We start from the raw sequence: 20,947 nt of genomic DNA on the forward strand, positions 1-20,947 counted from the left end.
TGAACAGTCATATTCGTCGACCATACTTAAAGTTCGTTGTTTCATATGGGGCGAATTATGCAGCCAATACTCTACATTCAAATCGGTAATGTTCTTTGGGCGGTTTTAAGTGACGGTTCTTGGATCCAAATGTTGCCCAACGAACAATTAGTTCCAGAAGTAGAGGTGGTTGTTCTTAATACTGACATTCTCGATATTGCATTTAATGAAGATACAACAAGTGAGGATGAATCGAGTTCGAATGATCTTTTAATTGCATCTCAAAACGGTATTGAATCCACTTTTAATCAGAGCGTTCGAGATTTTAGTGAGTCTTCTGGTGGGTTAAGTTTTGTTGCCTATATTCGCGCTGTTTTACCTGAGCAACTCGTTTCTAATGGCTATGTTACTAGGCCAGCAGTGCAAGAAAGAGAGAACCCAACTTCTGAGACTCAGGCTCCTGAGCGGTTGAATCCCGATGCTATATTAACGGTGGATATTCTTGATGGCGGTGATGGATACGAAAACCAGTTTGAAGTTCCTAGTGTCACGATTCAAGGTGACGCACTCAAGATAAGCGATGAGTGGCTTGTTACTATCACCATTACCGATAGCCTCAATAATTCTATTACTGTTACAACGACCGTAGAGAACGAGTCTTATACCCTATCAGGCGTTGATCTGTCTTCTCTTGCCGAAGGGCCGCTTACGGTGACTTCTGTGGTTTCTGACATTTATGGCAATAACCTGAACGCCGTCGATACGACCATTAAAGATACGCTTGCAACGGTGAACGTCAATTTTGATGGTGGAGGGGATGAGTATTTAAATCAGTACGAAATCGCGACTACTCGCCTCGAAGGGACGATTGAAAACATTGAAGATGGCCAGCGTATCCAAGTTACGGTAACCGACTCGTTAGGAGCGGTCATAAACTTAGAAACGGTGGTGACTGGTGGAAGTTGGTCTCTGGACGACGTTGACCTTTCTGGGTTGTCTGAAGGTACGCTGACCGTTGTTGCTGAGAGTATAGATATAGCGGGCAACCCTGCAACCAGTGAAAACACCATCATCAAAGATACGCTCGCAAGTGTGACGGTGGACGTTGACGATGGCGGAGACGGCTATTTAAACACTGAAGAGCGCCAATCTGTCACTTTGTCAGGGCAAGTCAGTGATGTTGAAAATGGTCAGACGGTTTCTGTCACGGTTCAAGACAGCTCAGGGGTGATGCTCTCGTTCAATACCGTTGTCGTTGATGGTATGTGGCAAGTCGAAGGGGCGAACTTATCCACGTTAGCCGATGGGGCGTTAACCGTATCTGCCTCCGTGAATGATGTAGCGGGCAACCAAGCGAAAGCAATGGATGAGGCTACGACCATAGATGCCACTGCTCCCACCATTGATATCGATACGGATTTTTATATTAGCGGTGGTCTTGCCATTGATGATTTCCGTGAGGGTATAGTCACGGAAATGAGAGGGACAACCAGTGGTGTAGAGCAAGGTCTGGCAGTGACGATTCGGGTAAGTGACGGAGACAGCACGCTGAATTTTACTGGCCTCGTTGATGCCTCAGGTTCGTGGACAGTAACCGGAATTGACGTAAACACTCTCAATCTAAACAACACGTGGACCATTGAAGCAGAAGTGTTGGATGCCGCCGGCAACCACGCGGTAGATACCATGCCGACAATAGTGCTACCCGGTTCAACGGTATTTTCTGAAAACATCGTTGGATTTTTTGGTGAGCAAAGCAGCTCGGCAGCCATCAACATAGAAAATGGTGTGCCAGCACTGCATGCAGAGCAACCAAGTTTGAGCGCGCTTACATCGGTTGGTCAATCTATTAATGTTGTTGTTGCAGAAGATGGGTTGAGCTTACAAGGAACATCGACTGACGACCGATTAGTTTTCTCTGCAGAGGTCAATGATGATGGTACGGTTCAAATTACTTTTTATGAAGCGATTGATCATGGTGTAGGTCAAGATGAGCTGGTGACTAACGTATTGGTTGAAAGCACTCAAAGTGATGCTGACGGTACACAAGAGGCTGTTGTGGCTCCCCTAGAAATCGTCATCAGTGATGCCGACCCAGTGATCGCAAATGAGTCATATAGTGTAACCGAAGGCCAAGTCATTTCTGGCAATGTACTGGAGAATGACATTGATATTGATGGTGACTTGTACATTCGATATGTCAGAGCCGGAGGAGAGATCCAGTCTGTCCCTGATGGTGGCTCAGTAAGTTTTAGTCTAGAGAAGGGTGAATTAACCGTATTTTCAGATGGCTCTTGGCAGTTGAATGCCAGTCGCAACTTAGATCACACGGTTGAGCAAAGTATCGTATTTGATTATCTCGCAGCCGATGATTCAAAAGATTACGGTGTAGCAACCGCAACTATCGACATTATAGATGGCCAAGCGGGTTATGTAGGCAGCGCTACTATAAACACAGCAGAAGTACCTCTGGGAGAGGCATTATTAACCACCGAAGGCAGTGTTAATGTGATTGCTGGCTCTGATAACCCTGATCCGACTAGTTTGTATTTTGGTGGGGCATCCATTACTAAGTTAGAGGCATTAGGGCTTACAAGCTCAGTCTCTGATAATGAGCTTAGCTACACGTTAAGTTCCAGTGGAAAGCAAATCACAGCATTTGCCAATGGTGTGACTGTATTTACGTTAACATTGAGTGGCATTGAGTCGGGTAACGATGTACTAGCTTCAATCTCGCTTACTCTTGATCATCCTATCGATCAATTCAATAGTAGTGATACGGTAACCTTCCCGCTGACCATTGGAGGGACAGATCTAGACTCCACACCGCTTGTAGAGAATGAAATTGATTTCGTGTTGAAAGATGGTGTTGATCCTACGTTGAGCAACTTGACTGTTGTTGCAATGGAGGAGATTAATCTAGAAAGTGGGGCAATCTTTAAGACAGGGAGCCTTCAACTCGATATCGGGAGTGATTATGTTGACTCTCTTCGATTTAGCGAATTAAACCAGCCCACATTAGTGAGTAGTGAAAGTGAGTTGCTTTACCGTCTGTCTGATGACGGTACGACAATTACTGGCTATATCTTAGAAGGTGGGGTGGAAGTAAATATTTTTCAATCGAAACTATTATCCACATTACCTGTAGAGTCGAGTAGTGAAATAGAGTATTCCTTTGAATTATATCGCTCTTTCGATCTGTCAAAAGATCAAATCCTGGATATACCATTGTTAGTTAATGCAACAGATTCAGACGGTGACACCACCTCCGTAACATTGGATATTACCTTAGAGGCAATTGAAGGTTTGAACGATGATGCCTCTTTAACGGTGGATATTCTTGATGGCGGTGATGGATACGAAAACCAGTTTGAAGTTCCTAGTGTCACGATTCAAGGTGACGCACTCAAGATAAGCGATGAGTGGCTTGTTACTATCACCATTACCGATAGCCTCAATAATTCTATTACTGTTACAACGACCGTAGAGAACGAGTCTTATACCCTATCAGGCGTTGATCTGTCTTCTCTTGCCGAAGGGCCGCTTACGGTGACTTCTGTGGTTTCTGACATTTATGGCAATAACCTGAACGCCGTCGATACGACCATTAAAGATACGCTTGCAACGGTGAACGTCAATTTTGATGGTGGAGGGGATGAGTATTTAAATCAGTACGAAATCGCGACTACTCGCCTCGAAGGGACGATTGAAAACATTGAAGATGGCCAGCGTATCCAAGTTACGGTAACCGACTCGTTAGGAGCGGTCATAAACTTAGAAACGGTGGTGACTGGTGGAAGTTGGTCTCTGGACGACGTTGACCTTTCTGGGTTGTCTGAAGGTACGCTGACCGTTGTTGCTGAGAGTATAGATATAGCGGGCAACCCTGCAACCAGTGAAAACACCATCATCAAAGATACGCTCGCAAGTGTGACGGTGGACGTTGACGATGGCGGAGACGGCTATTTAAACACTGAAGAGCGCCAATCTGTCACTTTGTCAGGGCAAGTCAGTGATGTTGAAAATGGTCAGACGGTTTCTGTCACGGTTCAAGACAGCTCAGGGGTGATGCTCTCGTTCAATACCGTTGTCGTTGATGGTATGTGGCAAGTCGAAGGGGCGAACTTATCCACGTTAGCCGATGGGGCGTTAACCGTATCTGCCTCCGTGAATGATGTAGCGGGCAACCAAGCGAAAGCAATGGATGAGGCTACGACCATAGATGCCACTGCTCCCACCATTGATATCGATACGGATTTTTATATTAGCGGTGGTCTTGCCATTGATGATTTCCGTGAGGGTATAGTCACGGAAATGAGAGGGACAACCAGTGGTGTAGAGCAAGGTCTGGCAGTGACGATTCGGGTAAGTGACGGAGACAGCACGCTGAATTTTACTGGCCTCGTTGATGCCTCAGGTTCGTGGACAGTAACCGGAATTGACGTAAACACTCTCAATCTAAACAACACGTGGACCATTGAAGCAGAAGTGTTGGATGCCGCCGGCAACCACGCGGTAGATACCATGCCGACAATAGTGCTACCCGGTTCAACGGTATTTTCTGAAAACATCGTTGGATTTTTTGGTGAGCAAAGCAGCTCGGCAGCCATCAACATAGAAAATGGTGTGCCAGCACTGCATGCAGAGCAACCAAGTTTGAGCGCGCTTACATCGGTTGGTCAATCTATTAATGTTGTTGTTGCAGAAGATGGGTTGAGCTTACAAGGAACATCGACTGACGACCGATTAGTTTTCTCTGCAGAGGTCAATGATGATGGTACGGTTCAAATTACTTTTTATGAAGCGATTGATCATGGTGTAGGTCAAGATGAGCTGGTGACTAACGTATTGGTTGAAAGCACTCAAAGTGATGCTGATGGTACACAAGAGACGGTTGTGGCACCGTTAACGATTACTATTTATGACTCTGATCCGGTGATTAGAGATGACACATACTCAGTCGTAGAAGATCAAACAATTACGGGCAATCTACTTGAAAATGATATTGATCTTGATGGAACACTTTATGTGAAATTTGTAGAGGCTGGCGGGGAGCAGAAGTCAATTCTAGAGGGGGGATCCGTAAGTTTTAGTTTAGAAAAAGGCGAATTAACCGTATTTTCTGATGGCTCTTGGCAGTTTGATGCAGATCGAAACCTAGATCATTCGGTCGAGCAAAGTGTTTCTTTCAGCTATTTAGCTGCAGATGACTCCCAAGACTATGGCTTGGCTAACGCGACCATTGACATTACTGATGGACAAGCAGGTTACGTAGGCAACGCGACTATAGACGTAACAGAAGTCCCTTTGGATGGCCCGATACTGAACTCTGAAGGAACTGTTAATATTGTCGCGGGATCTGACAATCCGGATCCGAGTAGTTTGTATTTCGGTGGGTCATCTATTACTAAGTTAGAAGCATTAGGGCTTACAAGCTCAGTCTCTGATAATGAGCTTAGCTACACGTTAAGCTCCAGTGGAAAGCAAATCACAGCATTTGCCAATGGTGTCACTGTATTTACGTTAACATTGAGTGGCGTTGAATCGGGTGATGATGTATTAGCTTCAATTTCGCTTACTCTTGAGCATCCTATCGATCAATTCAATAGCAGTGATACGGTCACTTTCCCGTTGACCATTGGCGGCGTAGATTTAGATGCCACACCGCTTGTAGAGAATGAAATTGATTATGTTCTAAAGGATGGTGCAGACCCAACTTTAAATAATTTGAATGGGGTAGAAGTAAAAGAATCTGATCTCGCAAATGGAAGTGTGTTGAGCTCAGGGAATTTTCAAGTTGAGGTTGGCAGTGATTACCTCGAATCTTTGTCGTTCATCGTCTCTGAACAACCCTTGTTGACGAGTGGTGAACAAGTTGTGCTTTATCAAGTCTCTGCGGATGGCAAAACACTTGATGGTTATATTCTTGACGAAGATGGGCAAACTCAGATTCCCATCTTTCAAGCTACCCTCAATGCTTCATTACCTATTGATGCAAATAGCGACATTACCTACTCCTTTGAGCTTTTTCAGGCTCTCGACCAACAAGAAAATACTGATCCAAACGTACCTCTCGTTGTTACTGCAATGGACTCAGACCAAGATAACACGTCGGTCGTTTTAGACATTAATGTGATAGATAACGACAATGGACAAGCGCTAATCAATAGTGGCAATGTCGAGTTAACCGAAACACCTGTCGATACAAACATTGCTCCTGATGGGGTTTCAGCCATAGCGAATACGGATGTGATAGTTACGTCATCATTCGATCCGATTGTGTATCTGGGTGTTGACATAAATGATGGAGATACTGTCAAAACTACGCTTGGTGATGCTGTTACTTATAACGGAGAGGCTGTCACTTGGTACGATAACAATGATGGAAGCTTTGACGCAATTTCTGACACTGGAGACGTTATATTTAGGGTCACGTTACCTAGTGACTTCTCTTTGCCATCAAATGATACGTCTACCGTTAATGTAACTGTAGAGCTTTATCACTCGCTTGACCATGTTTTAGGTGATGGGACGCAATTGTCGATCTCTATGCCCATCGTGGCGAGAGATTCTGATGGAAGCGAGATCTCTACGGAGTCCAACATACTGGTCTATGATGGCTTGTTTCCGGAACTAGTAATTACAGAGGGAATCACAGTCAATGAAAGCGGGTTGAATGATGATTCGCTTGATTCTGGCATCGAGGGCTCGTCACCATCCATTACGCTATTACAAGGTTCAGACTCTATCGCCAGTGTGAGCGTGAATATCGATATGTTCAATGCGCTCGGCTATAAAACAAGTAGTGGTAGCCTGGTTTCGCTTGATTCACCGGACTCGAATGGTTGGTTATATGCAAGAGATGAAAGCGAGCAAGACGTCTTTAGAATTAGATTTAATACCGATGGGACTGTCGAGTTTGATCTATACCGTGCACTTGAACACGATGAACCTGACGGTGTTCCAGCGGACGAGAACACATTAGAACTCAGTTTTTCAATTTATGCCGTTGATAAGGATGGCGACCAGTCTGAAGCTGAGACATATACCGTTAGTGTAGTGGATGATATCCCTGAAGACACAAGCTCACCAATAGAAATTGAACTTACCGAGGGGGATGAGTTTTCGGGAAACTGGTTTAGCAATAATGCCGACTTAATCAGTTCAGATGGCACGTTGATTTCAAGTTTGACCTATGCAGGTGAAACATACGATACGGCGAGTTCGGTATTTAGCAATGATGCTTGGACCATCGATTTAATCAATAGTAGTGATGGTAACTTAAAATATGGAACGCTGACTATTGCTCAAGATGGGACATTTACGCTAACTACCGAGCTTATTGTTAATACGCCTGTAGGTGGTTTGCTTGATGATCTAACGATAACTGTGACGGATGCAGACGGTGACCAAGCAAGCAGTGAAGCTCAATTAATTCTTGATGATGCTAGGGGCTTTATTCGAACCGTTAATGTAGATACGTTAGAAGATAATGGCGCGAATAATAGTGGAGACCCTACGCCAGTCGCGTTACCGATTAGAGTTTCTCCTGGGGATACGGAGAATAATGAGCGTGTTGAAGCGATAAGGATCTCTGTTGAATCTCTACAAGGAGGGGCTCTGTTTTTAGACGGAGCGCGCCTTGAAGATGATGATAATGACGGATTTATTAGTCTTTCTGGTACAGAGCTAATGGGGGTGGGTATATTCACTGTTCCAAATGGTGATCTCACTTATCAACCAGCACTAAACCTGTCGGGCAACACTATCAAAGTTTCGTTAGCAGTGTCTGCATTAATCGTATCTGATGTCGAACCAGATGGTTTTGTATTACAAGGCAATAACACGTTAAATGTTAACGTTTTACCGGTTGCAGATTTGCCAGAGTGGTCTAATGATTCGGACTTTTCTTATCAAAGTGTTGAAGATTCCGCTGAATCACTTTCACTCAATATTGTTGCTGAAAAGTTTGACCAAGACGGTTCTGAAACGCTCCACTACCAAATTTCGAATATTCCAGATGGACTTATATTAACACTTAACGGAAGTGCTATTGAGGAAGGGAAAGCGTATAGCCAATCCGAGTTAGATCAAATTGAAATCACATCTAACGAAAACTTAGCCGGAAGATTTACTTTTGATGTAACGGCAGTAACGACTGAATCGGGTAGTGTGTTTGCCGATGAGCAAGATAAAACAGCGGAGATCACTGAGCAAGTTGTTATCGATATATCTCCAGATGCCGATGTGCCTACGCTGACCGTTAAAAACATTCAGGGGCTTGAAGACCAAGCGATTGACTTAAAAGAGTACATCTTAGGGCGGCTCACTGACACAGATGGCTCGGAGTCTCTGTCTTATCGCATAGAAGTTCAAGATGGTTGGACATTGCCTGTCGGAGCTGGGATTACGCTTATCGGTATTAATACCTACCTAGTGACCTCCAATGCTCTAGCCAATTCAGAGGCGTTACTTCAACCAAAATCGGATATCAGCTCATTTACTGAATCTCTATCCCTTCAAGTAACCGCCATTTCAACAGAGTCGACTATTGATGGCTTAGCACCTCTTAATGAAACCGCCGAGAGCCAATTTGCAACCATTGACATTAAGCTAAAAGGCGTGGTCGATGAACCAATTGTCCTAGATGGTGGACAGGGGAATTGGCAATATGATCAAGCGACTAAAGTAATTAGTAATCTCTCTACGTTAGACGAAGATAACCTGATACAACTGGATTTTATCATCCAGACATCAGACGACGATCTATCAGAAGAAATTAATATCTTGCTTCAGAACATCCCTTTGGGAACACAACTGACAGATGTAAATGGTGACCCTATTGTTCTTCCAATTGCTTACGTGGACCCAATAACGGGGCCAGTTTATCAGGTCTCAAACGCTGTTCTTGAAAACACTTACCTCAAAACAGAGCAAGATTTTAGTGGAACACTGAGCATGGATGTTATCGTCGTTTCAACAGAGCCGGATGGTGATTCTGCTGAAACCCCTCTTAAAGTGGAAATGGAAATCTCACCTATTGTTGATCAAACTGACGGCCAAGAATTACAAAGCAATGGTATTGAGGACAATTTCATCACACTAAATCTTGAGCCTGTCGTTAATCAAGATATAGATTCTAGTGAGTCCTTGACAGGATACACCATTGTATCCATTCCAGATGGCTTAACGCTTTACTTTGATGGTAATGCAGTAGAGGAAAGTAACTTACCGTTAGAACTCAATGAACTACTTGATGGTAGCTCGGCAACATTATCTGAGTTGTTAAACAGTGGACGAATCACTGTAAAAGCTAATGAAGACCTAAGTGGGACGTTTAGCCTGGAAGTTCAGTACGAAGTGACAGACACGTCTCCTACGATGGAGACTGATGTAAAGGCAATCAATGGCTCTTTGAGCGTCGTGGTTTCTGGAAAAGTGGATATTGGTAATGAAGATATTGACAAAACACGTTTAGAAGGCGCGACTGAAGTATTCACAAGTACGGATGGGTCTGCTGTTGACGTGAGTGGAGGCATTACATTTACAGAAGCGGATATTGATGGTTCAGAGTATCTCGATTACATCGTTTTACAGATACCGCAGGGTCAAGACCTCATTGTTACTCATCCGAATGGTGCTTCTCAAGATGCCGATGGGAACTGGCTGATTCCAATGGAAGGAATCACAAGTGATAGCGTGTTGGAAACCGCTCAAGATTTGCTTGCTAGCGCATCGATTTATAGCCCATCTAATACAGAGATACTTGATGTGAATGTGTTAGCGTATGTTCGAGATGGAACGGATGCTCAATACATCACAGGTCAGTTCCAAATTCAAATTACTGGCCATGAAGGAGATGGAGACCAGTGTGCTGATCCTGGTGAACCAGGAAGCGTTCAAAGTGGGGATATTGTAGGTAAAGAAGGTGAAGATGTCTCAATTGGGGCGTTTTTAAACCCTGATGTAGCGAGTAGTGATGGTAACTTAGTTTCCTTCTTTGTCGCCGCAGATTCTTTACCTGAAGGAGTCGAGCTTACTGGCGAAGGTGTGATACCTGCTTATGATAATGCGGGCAATCTGTTGGGTTATTCAATTTCTAGCGCTGGATTGTCTTCCTTGACGCTTACTGGCGTGGATGAGGACTTTGCTGGTTGCATTACTTTCAATTTAGAAGTGACAGAAACGGCCCCATGCGATGGTGACTCGAAAACAACCGCTCAGACCATTACGGTACAAATCTCTCCTGTTGTCGATGATATCGCGATAGCACCAAGCCAAGTTACGGTTCAAGAAGATACTATAACCAACCTGAATCTTGCTCTTGTATTGGGCGATAGTGAAGGACCAATGCAGTCCATTACTGGAGAAGGTGACGCAGCGACTGGCCTTGAAAGTGTCAATTGGGTTTCTTTATCGGTGTCTGACGAGAATGCGCGGTTTACTGCCGTGGACCCGAGCCTACTCATTGACAACGGTGATGGAAAATGGGTAGTGACAGATGTTACGCGTCTAAACGAAATTCAGTTAATCCCACCTGAAAACTACAGTGGAGAGCTTGTTATTTCCGTTGACGCAAACATTACTGATGAAGTCACGGGAAGTTGTTTAAGTACTGACAGTGCGAAAGATACTCAAACTAAATCAACAGAAGTTACCGTTACCATTGCCCCAGTGGTTGATAAAGCGGTTCTGGAAACAGAAGACGTAGTTGGTAATGAAGATAATTATATTTATTTAGGAAACTTATCTGCATCATTAATCGATCAAGATGGTTCTGAGTCGATGTCTTTGGTCATGACAGGAGTGCCAGACGGAGCCGTGTTGGTTTGGGACAATAATGGGACGTTCGAATTACTCCCTGATAACGGTTCAACGGATGGTGAGAGCAAGGAGTGGCAGCTAACTCAAGCACAACTTGATAAGGTTTACTTTCTACCGCCACTAGATTTTAGTGGGGATATTTCATTAACACTGCAAGCTATTACCCAAGAGTCTGGATCAAACGACTATAACTATACCACTTCTCAGTTCAACGTCGGCGTAAAACCGATTGGCGATGATGTATCGTTGAATACAACCTCTAACACGTTCACTGGAGATGAAGGTGATTCCATTTCGATTGACTTTTTAGCGAGCGGTTTTGAAACAAATAGCAACGAATATATAGAAGTGTCGATGTTGATCAAAGCAAGCTCTGAACCCTCTGCATTGGAAGGCTTAGGTAGGATTCGTATTGGAACTCAATTCTCATCCTTTACCTTCGATGACGCGGGCAATGCCGTGGCGACGGTATTAGTGCGAGCAAATGAAGTGTCAGGTTTGGAGTTCATTCCGAAGGATGCATTTGGAACGATGGATGTTGCTCTCAATGTTAGAACGTTTGATCAAGCGATAGTGTCAGAGACACTCGAAACCGATTTTGGAGATGTGCAAACTACCGATCTAACCATTGTTGTTACCCCTGAAGCTGATGAGCCAACACTAACGGCTGATTATCAGTCTATTGTGTCTGAAGCGTCTGGGAGTATTCCTTTGGGGTTGAGCATGAATTTAGTCAATCCTGCACCCGAAGAGTTTGGAAGTGTGGAGATTCGCGGATTACCAACAGATCTAGAGTTGAGTCATGGTGAAAGATTGAACGGCATTTATACTGTTGATCAAGAGAATGTCGCTGATCTTTCCATCGTTGGCGGGTTTAGCGGTGCAAGTGATTTTACGTTGTCGATAAAACCGATTGCAACACTGGGTGCTACAGTCGCAGAAGGTGCTGCTCAGACAGTCAATGTTACCTTAGTGGAAGAAGGGGGCCAAACATTACTTGCGACAGATGCTAATGATTTGCTTATTGGAGGAAGTGGCAGCGATGTATTCCAGTTTGACAGTTCAGGGCTCGGTAACGAGTTAAAGCCCTCGTACGATGTGATCAACGATTTCCAAATATCCGTTATTGGTGATGATAATGACACAATTGACATCGCCTCGATAATCACCGCTACCTCGATAACAGAAGTCGATAATAAGCTCGATTTAACAGAGAATGATGATGGCGTAACGCTTCACATAAAACCAGAAGAGACGGGGACAAAACAACAGATTCTTATGCAGGGCGTCACTCTCGATCAGCTTTACAAAGGTGACTCGACTGGCGTAGCCGAAGAAAATGTCTTACAGAAGATGATTGATGACAACAACTTGCTAGTAGGTGGTATGTCATGAAGCATCACTCATCCTCATCAAGTGAGCTGACTAACGATCCTTGGGGGCAATCGTTAACTTGGTTGATGCGTTATTTTGAGGTTAGACACCATACAAAAAAGGTGCTTTCTGGATTACCTCTTGTTGAGGGTAGATTGGATAGTGACTTATTCATCAGAGCCGCTGAGCGAGCCGATCTTGAACTCACATTAATCGATTTAAAATCCACCGCAATGTTGAGCTTTCCATTGGTGGTAATCAATAGGAAGACGTTACAACCCGCTATTATATCTGAGCGACATAACAGCGATTATCAAGTCACGTTATTTAGTGAAGATCAAGGTGAAACGCAATACGTCACGAGCAAGGAACTGCATAATCAATTCCAGCCTCAAGCATGGCAAGTTTCTATGCGTCCAGAGCTGGACAAACGGATAAGTTCTATTCAAGCGGATTATAATGAACATTGGCTTTTCGCCGTAGTGAAAGAAATGTCTCCGTGGTATCGAGATCTTTTGATTGCCTCTTTCCTTATCAATACGCTAGCGCTAGTTATTCCGCTTTTCACTATGAACGTTTACGATCGTGTAGTGCCTAATCAAGCTTTCAGTACATTATGGGTTTTGGTCGCTGGTGTCTCCGTCATCATTATTTTTGATTGGCTATTGCGTAAAGCAAGGGGAGTTGTCACTGATACCGCGGGTAAGTACATCGATAACAAGCTTTCTTCGATACTTTTTTCTAAAGTTATGGGGATGAAACTTGAACACCGTCCTGCATCAGTCGGTGCATTCGCTCGACAACTACAAGATTTTGATAGTGTTCGCGATTTTTTTACTTCTGCATCTCTTGTGACCTTAGTTGATCTCCCATTTACGTTGTTATTTTTAGTCTTAATAGGTTGGCTAGGTGGGGCAATGATGTTCATACCTATTGCCGTCATGTTTATCCTGCTGATCCTTGGCTTTGCGGTAAAAGCAAAAATAGAACAATCACATACGGAAAGTGCTGCACTATCCATGAAGCGACAAGCTCACTTGTTTGATTCATTGTCCTCTTTAAAAGAGATTAAGCAAAATAACGCTACGGGAGAAGCACAAAAGCGTTGGGAGCAAACGGTATCCATGCTTTCTGATTGGCAAAATCAATCGCGAAACTATTCGAATATCGTTGCTTACTCCATTCAATCTAGCCAGCAGATAATTACCGTAATGTTACTTGTAACAGGCGTGTACAGAATTTCTGAGGGATTGCTCAGCATGGGGGGGCTCATTGCTATTGTCATGCTTAGCGGTCGTGCTGCAGGGGCGATTAACCAGTTAGCTATGTTGTTACTTCGCTATCAACAGACAAAAACAGCGGTTGAAGGCTTAAATTCTATCATGTCTTTACCTCAGGAGGCGCAACGCAGTCAGGTCATTACGTCTGCCGAATTTACAGGGAATATACGTTTAGAAAACGTGAGCTTCCAATACCCAGATGTTGATATGCCATGTTTGAGAGATATTAATCTTACTATCAAGCAAGGCGAACGCGTTGGCGTTATTGGTAGTGCAGGAGCAGGAAAGTCTACACTCCTTTCTATTATTACCAATCAACTCAGTGCCTTACAGGGTAGCGTTTATTTTGATGACATTGACAGTCAGCTTTGGCCCGCCGAATTGATAAGAGAGAAAACGGGTTGGGTTGGCCAAGATTCGCATCTTATATACGGCAGCATTATGGAAAACATAGTATTAGGACATCATGTTATTGATCAAGAACGATTACGCCGTGCGATAGAATTATCGGGTTTGAACCAGTACATGAGTCGCCTTCCTCATGGTCTAGAAACGCAAGTCGGAGAAGGAGGGCGTTATTTGTCGGGGGGGCAAAGGCAAGCTGTAGCGATTTCAAGAGCTTTTTATCGAAACCCAGCAGCATTAATTTTAGACGAGCCAACCAGTTCCTTAGACCAGCCTGCTGAGAATGCATTGTTTAATGCTCTCAAATCGTTGCCGCACTCGACGACGATGATTATTAGCTCTCATAAACATTCCTTATTATCGCTTTGTGATCGAATTGTTGTGCTTGATAAAGGCACAATTTTGAGGGAAGGAGCGCCCCAAGAAATTTTTGCTAAACAACAGTCTAACGCGAAGACGAACAGAGTACGCGCAGTATCAATTGTACGCGAAGGAGGTCAATGATGAGCACAGTTCGTTGGAGTAATGCTCATTTAGCAAACCGTTCGAGAACGTTGATTTGGTTGTCTGCCGCGTTAGTGCTAAGTGTGATTATTTGGGCCTCGTGGGCGAGGTTAGACGAAGTGGTTGTCGGCGAAGGAAAGGTTGTTCCTACTTTGTCTGTTCAGACGATTCAGAGCTTAGAGGGAGGCATTCTAAAGGAGTTACTTGTCATGCCTGGTGAAAGCGTCACTAAGGGGCAAACCATCGCTATTCTGGATGATACAAGGTTTAAGTCGACCTATTCGGAGACCTCTGAACAAGTTGAATCTTTGCTCGCCAGAAAGCAGAGGCTTCAAATTGAATTAGAAACGGTAAAAGTGAATAGCCTCCAACTGGATTGGAAACAACAAGTGAGTATCGAGCCTCAGACATTTGATATTTCGATGACCGGCCACTCTGCCTATCTGAATGCCAAAGCAAACTATCTTGAGCGGTTGAGCCAACTGGAGTCTGAGCTGGAGGAGGCTAAATTGCGAATTGAGCAACAATCGCAAGCTTATCTAGATACCTTGAATACCATTCAAACACTAAAAAGCAGTCTGGTTATTGTCTCGAAAGAGCGAGATATGCTGAGAGAGGTGGTTTCTAGTGGCGCGGTGGCTGAAGTGGAATTATTAAAACTGAATAGAGACGTTATAAAGCTCAAAGGAGACATCGCGAGTTCACAAGCTGCTGCCCAAAAGCAAAGGGCTGTGTATTCTGAATCCATCGCAGATTATCGTGGTACTGCGCTTGCTTTTAGGGCAGAGGCACAAGGGCAGCTCAATGAAGTTGTGACGCAACTAGCGCAGCTCAATGAAAGTCGTCAGGCGATTGCGGATCAGTTGAATCGAACGCAGTTACTTTCTCCGGTCGATGGAACCATCAAAGATGTTTTTGTCAGAACCATCGGAGGTGTGGTTAAGCCGGGTGAGCCTATTTTAGAAATAGTCCCTCGTAATAGCACGTTAATCGTTGAAGCGAGAATTTCTCCTCAGAATATCGCCTTCATAAGGCCTGGCCTGCCGGCAACGGTAAAGTTGTCTGCCTATGACTTTGTCATTTACGGAGGCCTAGAAGGAGAAGTGACCTACGTAAGCGCCGATGCACTTCAAAATGAAGAGGGCAATGCCTACTACCGTGCCAACGTTACTTTCAAGGTTGATGATAAGTTTACGATCATCCCGGGAATGCAGGTTGTGGTAGACATTCTTACAGGAGAAAAAACAGTACTGAATTATTGGTTAAAACCTATATTACGTGCGAAAGAGAATTCGCTCAGAGAAAGATAGACATAAGGATATAAGATGCGGCTTAAATCAACGTTATTGGTCTTGTTTGCAGTATCATCGTCGCCAAACGCTTTGACTTTAGAAGAGTCAGTTACGTTATCTCTCGATAGCTCCCCCAGTTTGCTTGCTCGCTATTCTCGCTATGAGTCGATGGTACGAGACCGAAATGCCATAAATGGTTCATTTCTTCCTCAGGTTAATTTGTATGCAGCAGCAGGGTACGAAGGTACTCGATATAACAACGGAAACTACATCGACAGTGAAGATAGAACATTAGAAAGAACGGAGATGGGCGTAAGAATCTCCCAACTGTTATTTGATGGATTTAAAACAAGTGCTGATGTTGATCGCCTATCTTACGAGGCTGAAGCTGAACGCTTGGACTTATTGGCATCTGCGGAAAATGTTGCATTAGATACTGTCAGAGCGTATGTGGATGTTTTACATGCCCGAGAGTTGATGAAACTGACAGAAAGAAACCTAAATGAACACCAAGAGATCTACCGTTTCATTCTAGATAAAAAAGAAAAAGGTTTAACCAGCAACTCCGACTTAGCGCAGGTTTCTTCGCGTGTCGCGACAACACAGTCCTCATTGATTGCCGCCCAAAACAATCTTTCCGATGCTAGAACAAGATTTGTACGTTTGGTTGGTCGAGCGCCGCAAAACTTAGTTGAACCTGTTTACCCGCAGGAGTTGCTTCCGAATAAGCTTGACGAAGCACTCAAACAAGCGGTTAGGTTGCACCCATCCATACAGTCAGCGATGAAAGATTTAGAGGCGGCTCGACATGAAGTAAAAAGAGAAAAGGGGGATTACTACCCAGAGCTCAAGCTTGAGCTGTCAGCCAACAAAACAGACAACGTGGATAATATTGAAGGCATTAACGAAGATGCAAAGGTTATGCTGACGGTCAACTACGATCTTTTTAACGGCTTTTCTACAGACTCCCGAGTGGAGTCATCCGCCTGGAGAGTAGAGGAGGCGAGGGCTATTCGAGCAAATGCAGAACTAGATGCGAATGAAGGTGTAAGGCTAGCATGGGACGCACATACATTGCTTCAACAGCAAATGGAGTATTTAAAAGTCAACGTTGATGCGGCGAAAGTAACTGAATTAGGGTACATCCAGCAGTTCAATGTAGGGCGACGCAGTTTGTTAGATGTATTAGATGCCAAAGTTGAAACGTTTGTTGCGAGACGGAACTATACCCGAACAAAGTACGATCATTTGGTTGCCACTTACCGTTTATTCAACTCGATGGGGATTCTGACTTATGCGTTGCGAGTTGAGTATCCAGAGAACTGGAAGGAGAACAATAATGGATAAATTCGCAGTGACGAGTCTTCTAGTTTTTATGTTAGCAGGCTGTGCTGAATCACCGAATACGACGTTGACCACTTACCAGTACAACGACCTTAAAGACAATGATAGTGATGGCGTGATAAACCAACGAGATAACTGCGCAGATACGCCAAAAGGTGTCGTTGTTGACAGTGAAGGCTGTGCGAATTGGGTCAACGACTCGCAGACACACCTGATCAGTTTTTTCTTTGCGATGGATGAGCATCAGGTAACGCCATTTCATGATATGCCGCTAAGCGAATTGAAAGCACTGCTTCAGAGTAACCCAAATGCGCAAGTCATACTGATAGGAGACACAAGCCCTGAAGCGTCACTCGAATACAACAAAGCGTTGGCAAAGAAAAGAACGGCAGCTATACGAAAATTGCTAGTGAGAAACGGCATTCAAGATAATCGAATTGAAGAGCAAGAGTTTTATCAGAATACGGCATTGACGGTACAACTAAAAAAACGGGAAAGGCGCACAATTGCTGTTGTAAACACGAAAGCTGAAAGTACTGAACAAGCGTGGACTATATTTAGTTCGGACAGCGAGTTGACACCTAATTCGAAGTTGGAGTTGAATTATGAAAATTAAAGTATTGCCTTTCTTTGCTCTAGCTTCATGTTTGATTTCACCGCTGGCATTTTCTGACTCTGAGGCTCGAACATCGATTTTTGTCGAGCCAGAGATACTAGAAACGATAGAAACATTGATAGATGAGCCAAGTGTAAATGTAGCGCTTGCATCTCAGTCTGGTGGTTTTAACGACATGCTAAATGACGGAACCTCTATTGCGATCACATCTAAGAAATGGTCAGATGAAAACATCTCCCGATTTCAACGAGAAAGAGGCCACAGGCCTACACGTTTGTTTTTAATGGCAAACGCTATTGTCGTAATCAATAGTCAAAAGAGTACGGTAGATAGTGTTTCCGTTAGTGAATTGAAACGCTGTGATGCAAATACGTATGCTTTCGGGGAGATGCGTTTAAGTAACCCAGGTGTGAGCTCTAATGGTTGTCAATCATCGATTCAAATGCTTGATGAAGACCGATTGAAACGGGCTTTAAGCGACGACTTGTCAGCCAAAGCTTATATGCGATACTCCGATTTTAAATACTCAGAACAGTGGTCGAGCTACAAGGCTCTCTCTGTTCATCATAACGATGACTCATGCTCTTTGAGCACAGATTGCATCTATTCTCTTCGCTATCCATTTTCCGTGGTCTATTACGTTTATATAAATAAACAATTCGACACTAATCAGAAGATCAAAAAATCAAAGCTATTTGAACTCCTTACAACCGACCACAATACACAACAGGTACGAAATGCTGGGTTTATTCCACTACCAAAAGCGCTTATTAAAAGAAATAGAGTGAAGTTAGGGCTAGATGAGCCAGTTGTTTTAAACGGGTATAAATAAACTTCATACGCCTAACTATGTGGGCTGAGTGAACGTACCGTCCTAGGAAGTTTTGCCTTGCTGCTCATTTATCTTTGGTTAACCTTTGGTCAATTGAGTTGGTTGTAAGTGGTTTTGTTGGTAATTTTTCTATTATTGTGGCAAATTCACTTAAAATCACTTAAGTGAATTTAAGTTATGACACAAGAAGAAAGACTCGTAGCACTCAGAGCGAAGCTGGAGCAGCAAAACAAAGTAACGTTGTCTGAAGTTTGTGAGTACTTTGGTATCTCGCGAGATTCAGCTCGCCGAGACTTAGTTAAGTTGAGTCAGCAACCTGGGTTACAAAGAATACGAGGTGGTGTCATGCTTGCGCCGATCTCTTCCCATACCGAGGCATACGCGAGTCGACCCGTGAGTGACGTTAAACATCGACTGGCTCAAGCTGCCGCAGCGTTGTTGGATGAGCGCGACCATCTTGTTATTGATACCAGCACCATTTTATCTCTGCTCCCACTCTATGCAGGAAAAGCACATTGTGGAGAAAACAAGCTCAACGTCGTTACTAACAGCATTGATGTGCTGACCGCTGCTGAGACAAACGACACAATGGACGTTTATTTCTTAGGCGGACACTTTGACCCTTATGCCAGAGCAGTTTTAGGGGCGCAAGCAGAGCAGCAAATGCAGCATTATCACGTGAACAAAGCGTTCATTGGCGTGTGTGCGTTGTCATCCCGAGGGCTGACAACAAATAGTTTGTTAGAAGCAACAATGAAACAAGCGATGATTGCTCAAGCTCAGCAGGTCATCGTCGTTTGTGAATCCCGAAAAATTGGTAGCGACAATTTCCACCACGTATGTGATTTGTCAAAGATCGACATCATTATTACAGACCATCCCCCTCAATCAGATTTTCAACAACTCCTCGATCACAATGATATTGAATGTATTGTTGTATCACCGAAATAAGGAATCTTACAATGGCTTACGATCCCGTAAAAACCGCTGTGATTGGTTACGGATATTCAGCAAAAACGTTTCATTTACCCTTCATTAAAGCGCTACCAAATTTAACGCTGAGCGCGATAAGCTCTCGTCAACAGGAGGCGGTTCAAAATGATTGGCCAGATGCTAAGTGGTTTTCTGATGCGAATACTTTACTCGATGATAGTGATGCAGAGCTTGTAATCATTACTGCGCCAAATGACGTACATTACGAACTTGCAAAGCGTGCGTTGAACAATGGGAAACACGTCATCGTCGAGAAACCGTTTGTTACTCGTATAGAAGACGGTAATGAACTTATCGCCTTGGCGGAAGAGAAAGGTCTAGTGCTGAGCGTTTTTCACAATAGACGTTGGGATGGAGATTTTCTCACGGTTAAATCTCTTATCGAACAAGGTAAGTTAGGTGATATAAAGCTGTTTGAGTCACACTTTGACCGTTACCGCCCTGAAGTTCGTCAACGCTGGCGAGAGCTAGCTCAAGATGGTGGTGGTATTCTATTCGACCTTGCTCCTCATCTTCTCGATCAAGCATTGGTGTTGTTTGGCTTGCCAGATGCGATAGACGCACAATGTCGAATGATGCGTCCGGGCGCGACGACGATTGATTATTACAACTTGATACTTCATTACCCTGAGCATATTGTGCACTTGCATTCAAACTTGTATAGCCCAGAGCCGAATCTCCGCTACAAAGTATTGGGTACGGAAGCTAAATATGAAAAGTTCGGATTAGATCCTCAAGAGGGCTACTTAAAAGAAGGCCGTTTGCCGGAAAACGATGCTTGGTCGGAAGAAGATGAGGTGTTATACGGCGTCCGTTACGACGAAGACGGTGCGCAAACTATCAAAACGGAGAGAGGCGAGTACCAAGCTTACTTTGTTGGTGTGGCAGACGCCATTCGTTTGGGCACTGATAACCCGGTTCCTGCCGCTCAAGCAGTACAGAATATCGCTCTGATTGAGATGGCATTGGAAAGCAGTAAAACGGGTAAAACGATTCAGGTGAAACCATGAGTTTGACGCTTGAACTCGTGGCCCTGCAAGAGCATGAACTTCAGTTGGCGGAATTTAATCACCATATTGCGTGGTCTATCGGCCTCGCTCTAAAAGAAGAGGCTGAAGCTCGCGGCGCGGCTGTTGCTATTGAGGTTTACGGCTTTGGACAAACGCTATTTCAATACGCGATGGCAGGAACCTGCGCTGATCATTTAGATTGGGTCCGTAGGAAGCGAAACTCAGTATTAAGGTATGGCCACAGCTCTTACTATCTTTCTCTGTACAACAAGCAAAAGCAACGTGATTTCGAAAATCAGCCTCATCTCGATGCTCGTGAGTACTGTGCTCATGGTGGCGCGTTCCCAATTCGGCTTTCTGGGTCTGGTTTGGTTGGGGTTGTGACGGTATCGGGTTTACCGCAGTTAGATGATCATCAGCTAGTTGTGGATATATTAAAAACGATGACAGAGACAAAACCCTCTTAAACGCCAAATATGAAAGTAGCACGGTTC

The 20,947-nt window shown here is 44.0% G+C and carries 9 protein-coding genes; all 9 read left to right on the plus strand.

Features of this window, described 5'->3' with window-relative positions; translation table 11 throughout:
• The first annotated feature begins 57 nt into the window (after positions 1-57).
• The 9 genes from R7Z78_RS05740 to R7Z78_RS05780 all read left to right on the plus strand — a co-directional run bounded on the left by R7Z78_RS05740 (position 58) and on the right by R7Z78_RS05780 (position 20,920).
• The gene (locus R7Z78_RS05740; protein WP_169644488.1) at positions 58-12,198 is read left to right on the plus strand and encodes an Ig-like domain-containing protein; all 12,141 of its coding nucleotides are present in this window, start codon (positions 58-60) and stop codon (positions 12,196-12,198) included.
• On the plus strand, positions 12,195-14,366 hold the full coding sequence (locus tag R7Z78_RS05745) for a type I secretion system permease/ATPase (RefSeq protein ID WP_047102178.1): 2,172 nt from the start codon (positions 12,195-12,197) through the stop codon (positions 14,364-14,366). Before R7Z78_RS05740 ends, R7Z78_RS05745 begins: the two co-directional genes overlap by 4 nt.
• Positions 14,363-15,676 carry an HlyD family type I secretion periplasmic adaptor subunit gene (locus R7Z78_RS05750; RefSeq protein WP_047102180.1) on the plus strand — a complete coding sequence of 438 codons (1,314 nt, stop codon included), beginning with the start codon at positions 14,363-14,365 and terminating at the stop codon, positions 15,674-15,676. The genes R7Z78_RS05745 and R7Z78_RS05750 overlap by 4 nt, the downstream gene beginning before the upstream one ends.
• A 15-nt stretch (positions 15,677-15,691) precedes the next feature.
• Positions 15,692-17,005 (plus strand): TolC family outer membrane protein, encoded by a 1,314-nt coding sequence (locus R7Z78_RS05755; RefSeq protein ID WP_033905223.1) that lies wholly within the window; start codon positions 15,692-15,694, stop codon positions 17,003-17,005.
• The gene (locus tag R7Z78_RS05760) at positions 16,998-17,618 is read left to right on the plus strand and encodes an OmpA family protein (protein ID WP_033905224.1); all 621 of its coding nucleotides are present in this window, start codon (positions 16,998-17,000) and stop codon (positions 17,616-17,618) included. Before R7Z78_RS05755 ends, R7Z78_RS05760 begins: the two co-directional genes overlap by 8 nt.
• Entirely contained in the window at positions 17,608-18,450 is an 843-nt protein-coding gene (locus R7Z78_RS05765) for a hypothetical protein (RefSeq protein ID WP_033905225.1), read from the plus strand. The genes R7Z78_RS05760 and R7Z78_RS05765 overlap by 11 nt, the downstream gene beginning before the upstream one ends.
• A gap of 177 nt (positions 18,451-18,627) precedes the next feature.
• Positions 18,628-19,401, plus strand: a complete 774-nt coding sequence (locus tag R7Z78_RS05770; protein ID WP_033905226.1) for a DeoR/GlpR family DNA-binding transcription regulator — start codon at positions 18,628-18,630, stop codon at positions 19,399-19,401.
• An 11-nt stretch (positions 19,402-19,412) separates the two neighbouring features.
• Entirely contained in the window at positions 19,413-20,453 is a 1,041-nt protein-coding gene (locus R7Z78_RS05775; RefSeq protein WP_033905227.1) for an oxidoreductase, read from the plus strand.
• Positions 20,450-20,920, plus strand: coding sequence for a heme-degrading domain-containing protein (locus R7Z78_RS05780; RefSeq protein ID WP_033905228.1), 471 nt, complete (start codon positions 20,450-20,452; stop codon positions 20,918-20,920). The genes R7Z78_RS05775 and R7Z78_RS05780 overlap by 4 nt, the downstream gene beginning before the upstream one ends.
• Positions 20,921-20,947: the final 27 nt, after the last annotated feature.

Origin of the sequence: Vibrio sp. 1167 (assembly GCF_033340375.1) — a bacterium.
GTDB classification, from domain to species: Bacteria; Pseudomonadota; Gammaproteobacteria; order Enterobacterales; family Vibrionaceae; genus Vibrio; species Vibrio alginolyticus.